The sequence below is a fragment of the Rhodanobacter sp. Soil772 genome, assembly GCF_001428385.1.
GTDB lineage: Bacteria > Pseudomonadota > Gammaproteobacteria > Xanthomonadales > Rhodanobacteraceae > Rhodanobacter.
In genome coordinates this window covers 92,072-105,360 of the sequence record NZ_LMSK01000005.1, presented here as the reverse complement: position 1 = coordinate 105,360, position 13,289 = coordinate 92,072, and the positions used below count along the sequence as shown (strand labels likewise).

The window sequence follows — 13,289 nt, the reverse complement described above, 5'->3', positions numbered from 1 at the left end:
TCCGATTTGATCGTGATGCCCGACTTTTCACGGGCGGAAGTCCTGGTGGTCTGGCGCCCGGATCACGGGACACCACTCAAGCCGAGCGCGGACAGCTGCCCGCCGGCACCGCCGGCCAGTCGCTCCTTCTGCTGCAGGTAGCTCATGAACAGGCTGGCGGCCTTGTGCCCGGACGGCACGTCGTTCACCGACAGCACGCGCAGGCCCAGGCTGACCTTGGCGCGGATCGGGTTCAGCGCCGTGTCGAAGGCCTCCTCGGTGATGCCGAACTCGGTGACGCGCACCGGCAGGATGCGCGACTTGCTCCACACGAACAGCGCCAGCGGTGTCTCCATCGGCACGATCTCCAGCGTGCCGATCTGCGCCAGCAGGTCGTTCGCGCGCAGCTGGCCGCTGGTCGGATAGACCATCGTCTCCAGCGCCGCCAGCTGGGCGAAGATGCCGGACTGGGTGACACCGCCGTTCTGCTCCGGAAATTCCAGCTGGTCGGTGGCGTCGATCTCCGCCTCCAGCTTCAGCGTCTCCACCGGCGGTCCCTTCAGGCGCAGCACCTCGGAACGGTCGCCACCGTCCGCACTGACGGCCTGCACCTGCAGCGAGCGCGTGAGCGAATCGGGGTTGTACTGCAGCGCGATCACCCGCAGCACCGCCGAGCTGGCCGCGTCGATCAGCACGATGCCGCCCTTCAGGATGCGCGGAGAGCCGGGGAATGCGCTCATGGGTTGCCGCCCGTTCTGGCCGCACGCAGCACGGCGGCGTTGATCCTGATGTTCGGATCGATCCGGCGGGCGGCGTCGACATTCGCCTGAGCTCGTTGCGGCTGGCCCAGCACCACGTAGGCCTTGGCTAGCGCGGCGTGCGAGGCCGCCGGCAACGGTGCGCCGGTGCCCTGCAACTGGCTGGCGATGGCGGCGATCTCGCGCTGTTTGTCGGCGGGCGCGGCAGGCGGCGCAGACGAAGCGGTGCCTGTCGCCGCGGGTGCGGGCGTTGCCGCCATGGCCGAGCCGGCACTCGCGACAGGCACCGCCGGCGCGGCGATCGGCGCGCCAGCCTGCACCTGGTTCAACTTCGCGGTGAGCACCGGCACCAGGGTGGCCTGCACCTGTGCCGAGGGTTTCTCGTGCAGCACCGATTGCGCCAGCCGATAGGCCTTGTCCACCTCGCCGATCGCGCGGTAGCCGTCCGACACCTGCGCCTGCAGCTGCGGATTGCCGGTCGCGCGCTGCTCCAGATTGGCCAGCGCCTGCTCGGCCTGCTGCTTCTGCGCCGGATCGGCCGGCGCCTGCGGCTGCGTGCGGATGCGGTCCAGCTCGACCGTGTCCTGGCTGAACTTCACCGCCTGGATGCCGGGGAAGCCCATCAGCACGATCGCGAACACGATCAGCCCCATCGCCATCTTGAAGTCGCGCCGCTGCACGATCATCACGGTGATCGCCGCCAGCGCGAACACGAACAGGATGAAGCCGCAGATCAGCATCAGTTTTTCGTAGCCGAGCAGGCCGTCGAAGACGTTCATGGCAAGGTGTCCATCAGGGTTTCCCCGGCGTGTCGAAATTGAATGGCCCCGGAGTCTTTATGCCGAACGATTTCTGCGCCGCCTCCAGCACCTCGGCTGGGCATTCGACGGGGGCAGGATCGTCGCGCGCGGGAACGGCAGGCACTTTCTCGCGCACGACCTGCGTACGCTCCAGCACGATGGCGGCCCGGCGCATCAGCTCGTACGCCTGTTCGCGCTGCTTGCCGAACGGCATGCGCTCGAACTTCGCACGCGCCGCCGGATCGGCGGGCGCCAGCGGGTCGGGCGTACCCTGCTTGCCGAGGAACTCGTCCACGGCGCCGCGCTCCATGCCCGGCCCTTTCGGCTCGGGCTCCTGCTGGCCCTGTTCCGGCGGCAACTCGCTCTCGCCGCTTTGCCTGGCGCCGGACAGATCGCAGCCGGCGCACACCTTCGGGTCCGCCAGCCAGTCGCGGGCCGCCTGCGCCCGCTCGACGGCCAGCGCCACGTTGCCTTCGAACTGCGGCGCATGCTCGGAGCCGCGCGGCCCCTCGGGCGAGGTAAAGCCCTTGATCGAGGTGACCCGATAGCCCTGCTCGTTCAACGCCTGAATGTCGGTCGGCAGCCGGAAATCCTTGCGCACCTCGTGCCTGGCATGCCGGAAGAACACGTAGCGCGTCTGAGCGTCTGTCTGCTTCAGCGCCGGCACCTCCGGTACCGCCGGCACGTGGGTGATCTTCTCGCACGCGAAGACCAGCTTCTGCTTGCCTTTCTTGCGGCAGTCGACATCCTTCGTGGCCGCGCCGCCGCCGATGTCGATGGTGAACATGCACGACCCCGCCCGCGGGTCGCAATTCACGCCGCCCTTCACGGTCACGTCCTTGGTCTGCACCTCCACCGACCCGCCGGCGCCGGCAACGCCCTTGTCGTCCAGCTTGACCGACGGCGTGAGCGACACCGTGAAGCTCGAGCCCTGGATGAAGGTGATCTTCAGCTCGGGATTGATGGCGACGCCCTTCAACGCATCGGAGCCCGCCACCATGTTGGCGACCACCGAGCCGAGCGCCTTCGGTATGTCCACGCCCGGCTGCAGGTTGACCTGGATGTTGCCCTTGCACAGGGAGATGTCCAGCCAGATTTCCTTGAGGTTGGCGCCGGGCGTGACCGAGCCATGGAACCCGGGCACCGGCGGCCCGTCCGTGGCCGTCATCGTCACCCGGTAGTCGGAGCCGTCCGGGCAATGCACCTTGCGCACGTCCGCGCTGTCGCCCGCGCTGGCGGCGCATCCGCGCAGCTGCCGGCGCACCACCCCGCCGCCGCTGGGTGCCACGGAAACCCGCTCGCCCCGCGTCACCGCGTCGGCCGCCCGGTCGGCGGCGATCTCGGCGGCGTCGCCGGGTTGGCCGATCGCCAGCGAGGTGTGCAGGCCGCCGGCGCCGGGGTCCTGCAGCGTATGCGCCAGCTCGTGCGCGAGCAGGTGACGACCCGCCGACGTGCCCGGCGCGTACTGGTGAGTGTCGAACACGACATGACTGCCGACCGCGTAGGCCAGCGCGCCCACCGCGCGCGCGGATGCGGCGGCGTGACCGTCGTCGTGCACGCGCACGCGGCTGAAGTCGCTGCCGAAGCGCGGCTCCATCCACTGCCGGGTCGCGGGTTCGAGCGGCCGACCGGGAGTGGCGAGCACGTCCCGCACGAGCGGCGGCACCGCGGGCACGGTTGCCGCATCGCGAGCACTGCGCCGCAACCGCTTCTTCGTGCAATCCCGGCACTCGCTGCCGTTCGGCGTGTGCGTGCCGCAGGCGCACTTGCGGCGCAGGCTCATCGCGGAGAATGTCGCATCTGGCGGCTGCGCACGAGCGAAGGAGCTATTCGCGCTCATGGTGCTTCTCCCCCGCATCCACCCGCTCGAAAAAAAGCACCCGTCGGTCGGCATCCTGGCGTTCCACGGTGAACACCATCGACGGATCGGGACCGAGCAGATCGACCAGCCCCTGCAGTGCGCTGCAGTTCTCGCGTATCGACACCGTGGCCGTGTACAGCGCTGCGGCGGGATCGCCTTTCAGCAGGGGCGGCGCCAGATCGGCCATCTCCGCTGCCGTGCCGCGCAGAAACTCGACATAGGCCCGCGCCGTCTGCAGACGTGGTCCCTGAAACGCCTTACCCGACAGCGATGCGCGCCAGATGTCCTGACGCGGATGGAGTACGCACCGGCTGCCCACCGCGGTCCATGCGTACTCGGGCACGACGGCGACAAAGGAATTCAAGAGCGCTTCCGGCGTCGCGTGCGATGCCGCCCGCCAGTCACGGGACGCGACTCCGTTTTCGATGAAGCACAACGCCATGTGGTGCTGCTCGCGCAGATACGCAGCGGCTTGCCTTGGGGTGGAGGCGGACGGGCCATCGGATCGGCGGGCGGGCGGCTTCATGGCGTTCCCTCAGGTGCGCGTGACTGTGCCCGAGCAACTGCTGCCCGACTTGGTGATGACGAAGCGGATCGTGCGCGTCTCGGCCAACGTGCCGCCGACGGACAGCGCCTGCGTGTAGGTTTCGGTGCATCCGGTCGCGCCGAAGGCAGCGGCCGGACCGCACAGCGCGTAGGTGTCGTGGCAGTTGCGGATGATGCCGTGGCCGGGCAGCAGCGGTGGATGTTCCTCGATCGGACAGCCCGCGCCAGTGGTCACGCCACCGGGGCCACAACCGTTGTCGGTGGTTACTGATTCGGTAACACGCAAGCCGTTGAGTGTCGCCGGGCAACCGCTGCCGGTCGCGGTCACGCCGGTTACGTCGTACTCGATCTGCGCGCCGCAATTCGCTCCGCAGCCGGTATTCCGGACGTTCTCGTAGCGGATGGCGAAGCTGCAGCCGCCCGTGCCGGGGCCGGGGCCTACCGGACCCATGATGCCGGGTGGTGGCGAAGTGACCTGTGCCGTGCGCGTGATGCCGCCCGCGCCATCGCCTTCGTTTTCCTTCGGCCGCTCGCCTACCTGCTGCAACGCGCCCAGGCGGGCGGGCGCGTTATGGCGCACCGTACGCACGTCGATGTCCATTTCCCTGCCGCCGTCGTTCGCTCGCGCCATGGGCACGCTGGCGCCGTTAACGCGAATGCGCGAGAAATCTTCACCGAAGCGCGAACGCATCAATGACGCGGTCAGTGGATCGGCAGTCCGCAGCGCGACGGGCGGGTCCGGCATTCGTGTCGAACGCTGCAGACCCGCATGCTTTTTCTTGCAGGATTCGCACTCACCGCCACCGGGCACGTGCGCGCCACACGCGCACTTGCGGCGCAACACGCTGGCCGGCGCCGCTGGACGAGCGAGCGACTTGCCCACAGCAGCGGCGCTGCGCTCAGCCATGCCGGCCTCCCGCGCGTGTCGCCGACTTCTTCGCGTTCGCCAGCTTCGCCTTGCGCAAGCCGGCGAGGAAGGCGTCGAGCTTGCCCGCATCCAGCGCGCGCTTCTTCTTCGCGGTGTCGATCGCGTCGATGATCGCGTAGGCCTCGTCGCAGTACTTCGCGAGGAAGGCCCAGCTCATCTGCTGCTTGCGGCCCCAGGTGACGCAGACCGGGCCGCTCTTGGTGTAGCCGGGCACGTAGACGTAGTGGCCGTTGCGCGGATTCGGCTGGCCGGCCTTGCCGCTGACCACCGCCCACGGCTTGCCGGCGTAGAACTGGGTCAGCGCCGCATCGGGCAGGGTGAAGCCGAGGCCCACGCCGATGTCCATGAACACCGCGCGCTTGACCTCGCTGCGCTTGGCCTGGTCGATCTGCGCGAAGGCCTTGATCTTGTAGCGCCGCTTCGCCGCGAGCCAGCCCTTGCTGCGCCACTCCTTCAGCGAATCGAGCACGACCAGGCCACTGTCGACGCCGCCGCTCTCGCTGAAATACTCGCGCAGCACGTCGTGCTCGCCGATCGCGATCAGCTTGTTCTGCTCGGCCTTCTCGAAGCGCAGGGTCTGGTGCGCGCGGCCGGCGATCACGCAGTCGCCGTACTCGTCGTTGCCGAACATCGGGGTGGGGATGCCGTGATGTGCCACGTCGAAGTCGTACTCGGCCGGCAGCGCCGGCGGCGCCTTCAGCAGCGCGGCGAACATCAGGTTGCGGTCGTCGCGTTTGGCCTTCCGTTTGCCGAAGCGCACGATGCCGCCAGGTCGGGGTTTGGGGATCGCTTTCATGTCATTGCTCCTTGCCCGCGACGCGCGTGGCGGGAATGATGCCAAGGCCGTGCTGCACCGCCGTCGCGATGCGCATGCCGAGGCGGTCGTGCGGGTGGCTGGCCGGCGGCAGCGTCGCCGGTGGCAGCGTGGCCACCGCGCCAAGGCCGCGCAGCGCGCCGGCCGCGCCGGGTTGCGCCAGCAGGCGGCCCAGCTCGCATTCGAGTGCGGTACGCACGCTGCCTGCACGCTCGCCGCCGAGCGCGGCTTCGTCGATCACCAGCCGTTCGATGTGCAGTTCGATGCTCACGGCTTGCCTCCGGCGCTTTCCAGCCAGCGGAAGTCTGCTTCGTTGATCGGCTTGTCGAGCTTGCGGTACTCGGTGCGCACGGCATCCAGCAGCAGCGGCATGCCGATCGGCACGCCGCCCTTGGCCGCCATGAATGCCGCGTTCAGCGCGATGCCCTGGATGCTGCCGCCGGTGAGCGGGAGCCGCGCCAGCCGGTCGAAGTCCAGCGCGCCCACCGCCGCCTGCGCCGGGAACACCGAGGCCCAGATCGCGCGGCGTTCGGCCGTACCGGGGAACGGGAAGTTGATGACGAAGCGCAGCCGACGCAGGAACGCGCTGTCCAGCGCGCCCTTCATGTTGGTGGCCAGGATCGCCAGCCCGCTGAACGACTCCAGCCGCTGCAGCAGGTAGTTCACCTCGATGTTGGCGTAGCGGTCGTGGCTGTCCTTCACTTCGCTGCGCTTGCCGAACAGCGCGTCGGCCTCGTCGAAGAACAGGATCGCGCCGCCGCCCTCGGCCGCGTCGAACAGCTTGCGCAGGTTCTTTTCGGTCTCGCCGATGTACTTGCTGACCACCGCCGACAGGTCGATGCGATACAGCGACAGGCCCAGTTCCTGCGCCAGCACTTCCGCCGCCATGGTCTTGCCGGTGCCGCTTTCGCCGGTGAACAGCGCGCTGACCGACAGGCCGCGATTCATCCGTTGGCGGAAACCCCAGTCGTCGTAGACCGTGCTGCGCTGGGCGACCTGGTCGGCGATCTGGCGCAGCAGGGCCTTCTCGCTGTCGGGCAGTTTCAGGTCGTCCCAGCCGGCCTTCGGCTCGATGCGCTGGGCGAGCTGGTCCAGCGCCGGCCGGGTATGCGCCAGCGCGCCCTGCCACAGCGTCTGCGCCAGCGCGGCGGGCTTGTCCTCGGCCGCCGCCAGCGCACCGCGCGCGATCTGCTCGATCTTGCCCAGGTTGAAATCGAAATGGCCGGCCAATTGCTGCGGCTGCGCGCCGGCGGCGTCGCCGAGCAGGCGCTGCCACAGCGAACGTTGCTCGACCGCGGTGGGCTTGGCCACGTCGACACTGAGCGCCTGCGTGGCTGCACTCGCCCACGGCTCGCGTGCGTCGACGAAGGCGAGCCCGCCGGTGCGCGCAAGGAAACGTTTGACCCACGCGGCAGCGGTGTCGCCGCGTTCGACCTCGGCCGCGTCGAGGTACAGCGCCAGCGGTAGCAGCTGGCTTTCGCGCTGCCACAGCCGCAGCAGGGTTTCCTGTTCGGTGACCGCAGCCGGCAACAGTTCGGCCGACAGGCGATAGGCCTGTGCGCCAAACGCGGCGGCGATGGTCTGCGCGATGGCTTGCTTGCTCACGCTGTCGCTGCCCAGCAGTTGCACCACCGGCAGCGGCTCGCCCGGCGGCACGTGGCGCAGGCTGTCCAGCAGCTGGTCGGCAATCGCCTGCTGCGACGGCGGCAGCGTGGCCAATGGCAATGCGGTAAGCAGCGGCGTCAGCCGGTCGTCGAGGTAGTTCATGCCCTTGACGAAATTCACCACGCGCTCGTCGGCACTCAGCGCCGCGCCGATCAGCGGTTGCGCGCCGGGCTGGTGGATGTCGAGCAGACGCCAGTAGCGCAGTGGGCGTTGCGGCGACAGCGCATCCCAGCTTGGCGCGTCGAGCACGGCGAAGGCCAGTGCGAAAGTAGGGTACGGCCGCGCCGGATCGTGCTGGGCCTGCGCGCACAGCGCGGGGAAACGCGTGTCCAGTTCCATGCCGATGCACAGCAGGAGCACGTCGCGCTCGAACGCGGACAGGCCAAGGCGGTTCGCCAGCACTGCCAGCGCGGGGATGTGATCGCCCTCGTCAGCGCCTGGTGCGGCAGCGGCCGTGCCGTCATCCGGCACAGCGGCGACGGGCGGTTCGTCGGCATTCGCTACGGACGGCTGTTGTGCATGCTGGCCGCTGAAGATCCGCGCGACCCAGGAAGGCTTCGGCCCGGCCGGCACACTCACCTTCGGCGCGGATTCCATCAGCGCGGTAGCCGGTGCCGCCGGTGCCGCCGCCGGCGTGTCGTGCCGCTGCGCCGCGCGCTCCAGCCGCGCGCGCAGATCGGCCAGCGCGCCGGCGAGGTAGCGATCGTTCGCTTCCAGCCATGGCACGTAGTCGTTCATGACACGATCACCTGCTGGTTCGCGGCGAACGCGGGCGCGCTGCCGCTGAAGTCGACCGGGATGCTGTCGGCGCCATCCACACGAAGGCGCACGGTGTACGTGCCCGCGGCCACGCCGGTGAGCTGAAAGACCAGCGCGGTCGGCTGATGCGTATCGGCCGGATTGTTGAAGCTGGCCGGCGCCAGCAGGCGATCGCCGAACAGCAGGAACACGCGCTGACCGTCGCGAATGCGCGGCGCGCAGGTGAGGTTCAAGGCAAAGTCGCCGGCCGCGGCGGCGAGCGAGCCGAGCGTGATGCGCGGCGCCAGTACCAGCGGCAGCTCGTTGCTGAGCAGCGGCGGCAGTCCGGGCGGCTGTACCAGCAGGGCCACGGTGTAGATGCCTGGCGCCCAGCGCGCGACGGCATCGGCATCGTCGGCGGTGTCGGCGAGATGCACACGCAACGTGCCGGCCGTGTCGCCGGGTTGCGGTGCGAGATCGACCGGCGCGTCCAGACGCAGACTGCTGAAGCGGGCCAGCGCGTGATCCGTCGCGAGCTGGCGACCGTTCAGCACGATGTCCTCGCCGAGGCGCACGGCAGCCTGGTGGCGCGGATAGTCGAGCGCATCGAGCATCGCGGCGGCGGACGCGGTGGCGATCACGCCGCGATCCTGCGGGCCGCGCCGCAGCACCGGCAGCGGCGCGCGCATCGCGGCCTGGCTGTCGATCAACACCACCGCCGCCTCGTACACGGCCGAGGTGCGGTAGTTGGTCTGGAACGCGGTCCACAGCCGGGACAGCTCGTCCACACTCTGCGGCAGCGGGGTGACGCGCACGCGCTCGACCTGGCCGGCCAGGTCGTTGTCCGGCAGCGCGTTGCGGATGTCGTTGCCGTCGAGCACGCCGCGGTCGTGCAGGGTGCTCATCGCCGCGGCCAGCACGCGCTGGCTGATCGCGTCGTTGTCGTTCTCGCCGCGGCCCCAGGCGGTGATCACGTAGTGCAGGTTCAGCGCCAGCGGCGGCGGCGCAGTCTCGCCAGGACGCACCTGGCCGGGCAGGTCGAGATTGCGCCAGGCGGCATTGGCGACCACCTGATACAGGAACAGGTTGAGCTGCGCCTTGCTGATGCCCTTGCGCGCCACGTCCGGCGGCTGCAGGGTCACTTCCAGATCGCTCAGCTCGGCATCCAGCGCGGGCATCTGCGCCAGCAGCAGATTGCGGAGCGTGCGCGTGGTCGCGGCGATCGCCAGCACGTTGCTCATGGCGACGCCTTGCCGCCACGCTGGCGCAGGTAATCGTCGAGGCTGCTCGGCTGCGGACTTTCGCGACGGCGCGGTGAGGCGGCGGCCACCGGCGCGGCGCGCACTTCGAGCCGGCCGATGCTGACGTGCACCACCGGCTCGGTCGTGGCGGCAGCGGCGTTGCCTTCGTCTCGCGCGGCAGCGGCCCGCGCGGCGACGGTGCGCCCGGATCGTGCGGGCGCCGTGAGCGTCGCGGCAAACACCGGCGCAGGCGCGGGCAACAAGACGCCGTTCGATGCTGGCGTCCGCGCCGTCTCCTGGTGATCCGGCGCGACGCGCGTCTGCCGTGGCTGTACCGGTAGCGGTGGCGTAGCCGCGGCCGGACGCGCCGATACGGGTGGCGACGCGGCACGGTCGGCCGCGGGCATGGGAGCCCGCCCGCTGACGATCGATGGTGCCGATGCGGGCTGCGCTGCGCTCGCGGCAGCGCTTGCCGGCACCGCCGCCACCACGTGCTCGATGGGCGCGACGGGTGCTGCAACCGGCAGCGTCGACGTACTCGCGGGTGCGGCACTTGCCGGCGCCTCGACCGGCACCGCGTGAATGGCGGGCGCTGCCTCGCGCCGGTCCGGCGGCGCCTCGCCCGCATCGGCCAGCGGCATGATCGGCGCGCGCTGCAGCGGCTCGAACAGCGACGGCAGTCGCGGCGCCAGCGTGGTTTCGCTGCCGATCGCGCGTGCCGCCAGCCGGTCGAGGAAATCGCTCATGGCGCGCACAGCTCCAGGTAAGCCTGGCGGCGGCGCGGGCTCAGCGCGAGGATGTCGGCCTCGGCCCAGTGGTAGGTCGCGGCCAGCGTGTCCACTTCGCGCAGCATGTGCAGCGCCCACGCGTGCAGCTCCTGCCACAGGAAACGGGCGATATCGAACAGCGGCTGCCACTCGTGATCGCAGTCCGGGCAGCGGAACGCCAGTTGCAAGTCGGCTTGCGGATCGGCCTGCGCCATCGCCTGTGCGATCTCCGCCTGCAGCTCGTGCGGCAAACTGCGCGGCTCGTGCGCTTCGTCGCCGAATCGAGCGTCGAACACGCAACGATCGAGCAGCAGCGCGCGCGCGGCTTCGGCATCGCCGCAGTTTTCCAATGCCAGCAGGTCGCGGCTGTCCGGCAGACGGAACTGCACGCGAATGCCACGCGCGGCATGTTCCAGCGTGGAGGCGGCGGCGTCCGCATCCGGCAACCGCAGGTCATCGCAGCGGAACGTCGCCTCGACCGTGGCCGCGCAATGCGGGCACGTCGCCACCGCGTCGATCGCCGCGCCGAACAGGCGCTCGCGCAACTCCAGCAGCAGCGCATCGCGCCGGCCCAGCGGCAACGCCGCCAGCGCCTCGACGGAACTTTCGTCGTCGCAGCTGCAGCCGAGCAGCAACAGCCCGCGCGCCGCGGCGGACGGGTCGCCCCCGCGTTCCCAGACCTGCAGCAGCTGCGCGGGCGTGGGTGTATGCATGACGCTCAGCCGGCGGGCACGGTGAAGCTCGACTCGGCCGGCTCCGGCACGCCGACGTCGCGCTCCCAGCCCTCGTTCTCGAGCTTCAGGTGCTGGATCGCCACCGCGTTCGCGTTCGCGTCCAGGTCGGGCATCGCCTGGTACTCCGAGACCCAGCAGCGATACAGCTTGTACGCCAGCGCGAGCTGGCCGGCCTCGTTGTAGACCTCCAGGATCAGATCTTTGCGGAAGTCCTTCAGCGAGACTTCCGCGCCGAGTCCGGCGCCGAAGTTCCACACCTTGTTCGCCCACTTCTCGAACTCGCTGTCGTGGGTGACGCCGCGCTCGATGGTGATCGCCTCGTACTCGGTGCGCCCGGGCGACTTGCGTGTGCTGCTGGGGTCGCCGCCCTCGCGGTGCTTGACCACCTCGGTGGTGCGCTTCAGGCCCGACACCTTGCTGACCCCGGCCACGTAGCGGCCGTCCCATTTCACCCGGAACTTGAAGTTCTTGTACGGATCGAAGCGCTGCGCATTGACGCTGAACTGAGCCATGGTGGTTTCCTCAGGTCTGGATCTGGCCGGCCATCTGCTGCAGCTGGATGACCACGAACTCGGCGGGCTTGAGCGGCGCGAATCCGACCACGATGTTGACGATGCCGAGGTTAATGTCGTTCTGCGTGGTGGTTTCCTTGTCGCACTTCACGAAGTAGGCGTCGTTCGGCGTCTTGCCCTGGAACGCGCCCTGGCGGAACAGGTTCTGCATGAAGGCGCCCACGTTGAGGCGGATCTGCGACCACAGCGGCTCGTCGTTCGGCTCGAACACCACCCACTGGGTGCCGCGGAACAGGCTCTCCTCGATGTACAGCGCGAGCCGGCGCACCGGCACGTACTTGTATTCGTCGGCGAGCAGGTCGGCGCCGCGCAGCGTGCGCGAACCCCATGCCACCGGGCCGACCAGCGGGAAGCTGCGCAGGCAGTTCACGCCGAGCGGATTGAGCATGCCGTTCTCGGCGTCGTTGAGCGTGGCGGCGAGCCCCTGCACGCCGTTCAGCGCCGCGTCGATGCCGGCCGGCGCCTTCCACACGCCGCGTTGCGTATCGGTGCGCGCCATCACCCCGGCGACGATGCCGCAGGGCACGAAGGTGTCGAGCTGGCCCTGGCGCTTCGGGTCCGACTCGATCACCCGCGGGAAGTACAGCGCGGCGTTGCGCGCGGCGATGCCGGTGAGGCCAAGGGCAGCCAGCACGGCCGGGGTGATGGCGCCGGCGCTGCCCCATTCGGTCGGCGCATCGACAATCAGCAAGGCACGCCGTTCCACGCAGAGCGCCATCGCGTTCTGGTAGACCGGCTTGGACGTGTTGCCTCCACGCAGGTCGGGCGGAATGCACAGCAGGTTGAACAGGTCGGTCTTCTTCAGCGCGTAGATGCCGGTCTTGGCGTCGGCGTTGCCCAGGTAGGTGTTGTCATCCAGCGCCGCGCTGTCAACGGCCTGCCCCGCTGGCGCAGCCACACCGGTGGAGGACGTGTCGTCGTCCCATACAGTCTTGCCCGCCGGCGCAGCGGCATGGGCGGTCGGCACGCTGTCCGTCAGCGCAGGCGCGGCGGCCACGCGCAGCAACGCGGAGCCCGCCTTCAGCACGCGGTCGACCCGGCGCGGGCTTTCCTTCACGCTGAGGTTGAGGAAACTTTCCTGGGTGCCGCTGGCCATGTCGCGCACGGTAAGGTTGAACAGATCGCCGACCGCCAGCCCGAAGCTGGTGGCAATATCGGGCGACACATTGCTGTCGACGCGCACGCGCAACTGGTTGCCCCAGCTGCCGGCGGTGGCCGCCTCCAGCGGCAGGTTGGCGATCGCGACGACCGCCTTCGCCGGCTTGCCGTCGGTGCCCTTGTACAGCCGCACGATCGCCGCCTGGGCGCCGCCGTTGAGGTAGAAGTCGCGCACGGCATAGCCCATCGGATAGGCCGGGTCGAGGCTGCCGAAGTTGCGCTCGAAATCGCCGTAGCTGTTGATGATGACCGGGCTTTCCGTGTCGGCATCGGCCGGTCCGCGGGCGGCGCGGCCGACGAAGGCGGTGATCGAGGTGGCCACCCCGGTGATGGTGCGGACGCCGCTGGGAATTTCCTCGATGTAGACGCCCGGATAGGTGAGCGAAGATGGCATGGGATCGGTCCTCCGTCGTGAAAACCCGTGTCGCAGTCAGTTCGGCTGCGGCGGTTTCTTGTGCTTGTTCAGCGCATACAACACTTCGCCATCGGGCAACTCGTCGCGATGCAGCAGCCCCTCGGTCACCAGCCGACCCAGGACATGTTCGATACGCTGGCAGCTGATTTCATAGCGCTGCCGCGGCAACCACCAGTTGACGATGCCGCGGAGGGTGTCCGCTGCTTGCGGGTGACGCTGCAGATAGGCGAGCACCGACATCTCGATTTCGCCACCGCCTTCGTCCCCCGCGTCTCTGCTCCGCGGTTTCGTCATGACCCAGCCTCTGCTCAGA

Annotated in this window: 14 protein-coding genes; all 14 read right to left on the bottom strand. The window is 69.4% G+C overall.

All coding sequences use genetic code 11. The features are described 5' to 3' along the window. Positions 1-62 precede the first annotated feature (62 nt). Genes ASG75_RS15535 through ASG75_RS15470 form a run of 14 tightly spaced genes read right to left on the bottom strand, consistent with a single transcriptional unit; the run spans position 63 to position 13,216 of the window. Complete coding sequence (locus ASG75_RS15535; protein WP_056391686.1) at positions 63-719, bottom strand: hypothetical protein; 657 nt, start codon at positions 717-719, stop codon at positions 63-65. After that, the gene (locus ASG75_RS15530) at positions 716-1,516 is read right to left on the bottom strand and encodes a hypothetical protein (RefSeq protein WP_056391683.1); all 801 of its coding nucleotides are present in this window, start codon (positions 1,514-1,516) and stop codon (positions 716-718) included. Before ASG75_RS15530 ends, ASG75_RS15535 begins: the two co-directional genes overlap by 4 nt. Before the next feature lie 13 nt (positions 1,517-1,529). Next, positions 1,530-3,377: a DUF4157 domain-containing protein gene (locus ASG75_RS15525; protein ID WP_235580261.1), complete on the bottom strand. Its 1,848-nt coding sequence runs from the start codon at positions 3,375-3,377 to the stop codon at positions 1,530-1,532. Beyond that, the gene (locus tag ASG75_RS15520; protein ID WP_235580260.1) at positions 3,364-3,924 is read right to left on the bottom strand and encodes a hypothetical protein; all 561 of its coding nucleotides are present in this window, start codon (positions 3,922-3,924) and stop codon (positions 3,364-3,366) included. The genes ASG75_RS15525 and ASG75_RS15520 overlap by 14 nt, the downstream gene beginning before the upstream one ends. Before the next feature lie 9 nt (positions 3,925-3,933). Continuing rightward, on the bottom strand, positions 3,934-4,851 hold the full coding sequence (locus ASG75_RS15515; protein WP_056391677.1) for a hypothetical protein: 918 nt from the start codon (positions 4,849-4,851) through the stop codon (positions 3,934-3,936). Next, positions 4,844-5,668, bottom strand: a complete 825-nt coding sequence (locus ASG75_RS15510; protein WP_056391674.1) for a hypothetical protein — start codon at positions 5,666-5,668, stop codon at positions 4,844-4,846. The genes ASG75_RS15515 and ASG75_RS15510 overlap by 8 nt, the downstream gene beginning before the upstream one ends. 1 nt (position 5,669) lies before the next feature. Continuing rightward, complete coding sequence (locus ASG75_RS15505) at positions 5,670-5,957, bottom strand: hypothetical protein (RefSeq protein ID WP_056391671.1); 288 nt, start codon at positions 5,955-5,957, stop codon at positions 5,670-5,672. Further along, positions 5,954-8,089, bottom strand: coding sequence for an ATP-binding protein (locus tag ASG75_RS15500; RefSeq protein ID WP_056391667.1), 2,136 nt, complete (start codon positions 8,087-8,089; stop codon positions 5,954-5,956). Before ASG75_RS15500 ends, ASG75_RS15505 begins: the two co-directional genes overlap by 4 nt. Then, positions 8,086-9,330, bottom strand: a complete 1,245-nt coding sequence (locus ASG75_RS15495; protein ID WP_056391663.1) for a DUF4255 domain-containing protein — start codon at positions 9,328-9,330, stop codon at positions 8,086-8,088. The genes ASG75_RS15500 and ASG75_RS15495 overlap by 4 nt, the downstream gene beginning before the upstream one ends. Beyond that, positions 9,327-10,076, bottom strand: a complete 750-nt coding sequence (locus tag ASG75_RS15490) for a hypothetical protein (protein ID WP_056391655.1) — start codon at positions 10,074-10,076, stop codon at positions 9,327-9,329. Before ASG75_RS15490 ends, ASG75_RS15495 begins: the two co-directional genes overlap by 4 nt. Further along, complete coding sequence (locus ASG75_RS15485; protein WP_056391650.1) at positions 10,073-10,810, bottom strand: hypothetical protein; 738 nt, start codon at positions 10,808-10,810, stop codon at positions 10,073-10,075. The genes ASG75_RS15490 and ASG75_RS15485 overlap by 4 nt, the downstream gene beginning before the upstream one ends. A 5-nt stretch (positions 10,811-10,815) precedes the next feature. Then, the gene (locus tag ASG75_RS15480; RefSeq protein ID WP_056391647.1) at positions 10,816-11,343 is read right to left on the bottom strand and encodes a phage tail protein; all 528 of its coding nucleotides are present in this window, start codon (positions 11,341-11,343) and stop codon (positions 10,816-10,818) included. 10 nt (positions 11,344-11,353) lie between these two features. Beyond that, positions 11,354-12,955: a phage tail sheath C-terminal domain-containing protein gene (locus tag ASG75_RS15475; protein ID WP_056391644.1), complete on the bottom strand. Its 1,602-nt coding sequence runs from the start codon at positions 12,953-12,955 to the stop codon at positions 11,354-11,356. Positions 12,956-12,991: 36 nt separating this feature from the next. Then, positions 12,992-13,216 carry a hypothetical protein gene (locus ASG75_RS15470; protein WP_235580259.1) on the bottom strand — a complete coding sequence of 75 codons (225 nt, stop codon included), beginning with the start codon at positions 13,214-13,216 and terminating at the stop codon, positions 12,992-12,994. Positions 13,217-13,289 lie beyond the last annotated feature (73 nt).

What these genes read in the sequence shown, in the direction of transcription:
- ASG75_RS15535 (WP_056391686.1), bottom strand. Translation starts at nt 719, where the DNA reads ATGAGCGCATTCCCCGGCTCTCCGCGCATCCTGAAGGGCGGCATCGTG.
- ASG75_RS15530 (WP_056391683.1), bottom strand. Translation starts at nt 1,516, where the DNA reads ATGAACGTCTTCGACGGCCTGCTCGGCTACGAAAAACTGATGCTGATC.
- ASG75_RS15525 (WP_235580261.1), bottom strand. Translation starts at nt 3,377, where the DNA reads ATGAGCGCGAATAGCTCCTTCGCTCGTGCGCAGCCGCCAGATGCGACA.
- ASG75_RS15520 (WP_235580260.1), bottom strand. Translation starts at nt 3,924, where the DNA reads ATGAAGCCGCCCGCCCGCCGATCCGATGGCCCGTCCGCCTCCACCCCA.
- ASG75_RS15515 (WP_056391677.1), bottom strand. Translation starts at nt 4,851, where the DNA reads ATGGCTGAGCGCAGCGCCGCTGCTGTGGGCAAGTCGCTCGCTCGTCCA.
- ASG75_RS15510 (WP_056391674.1), bottom strand. Translation starts at nt 5,668, where the DNA reads ATGAAAGCGATCCCCAAACCCCGACCTGGCGGCATCGTGCGCTTCGGC.
- ASG75_RS15500 (WP_056391667.1), bottom strand. Translation starts at nt 8,089, where the DNA reads ATGAACGACTACGTGCCATGGCTGGAAGCGAACGATCGCTACCTCGCC.
- ASG75_RS15495 (WP_056391663.1), bottom strand. Translation starts at nt 9,330, where the DNA reads ATGAGCAACGTGCTGGCGATCGCCGCGACCACGCGCACGCTCCGCAAT.
- ASG75_RS15490 (WP_056391655.1), bottom strand. Translation starts at nt 10,076, where the DNA reads ATGAGCGATTTCCTCGACCGGCTGGCGGCACGCGCGATCGGCAGCGAA.
- ASG75_RS15485 (WP_056391650.1), bottom strand. Translation starts at nt 10,810, where the DNA reads ATGCATACACCCACGCCCGCGCAGCTGCTGCAGGTCTGGGAACGCGGG.
- ASG75_RS15480 (WP_056391647.1), bottom strand. Translation starts at nt 11,343, where the DNA reads ATGGCTCAGTTCAGCGTCAATGCGCAGCGCTTCGATCCGTACAAGAAC.
- ASG75_RS15475 (WP_056391644.1), bottom strand. Translation starts at nt 12,955, where the DNA reads ATGCCATCTTCGCTCACCTATCCGGGCGTCTACATCGAGGAAATTCCC.
- ASG75_RS15470 (WP_235580259.1), bottom strand. Translation starts at nt 13,216, where the DNA reads ATGTCGGTGCTCGCCTATCTGCAGCGTCACCCGCAAGCAGCGGACACC.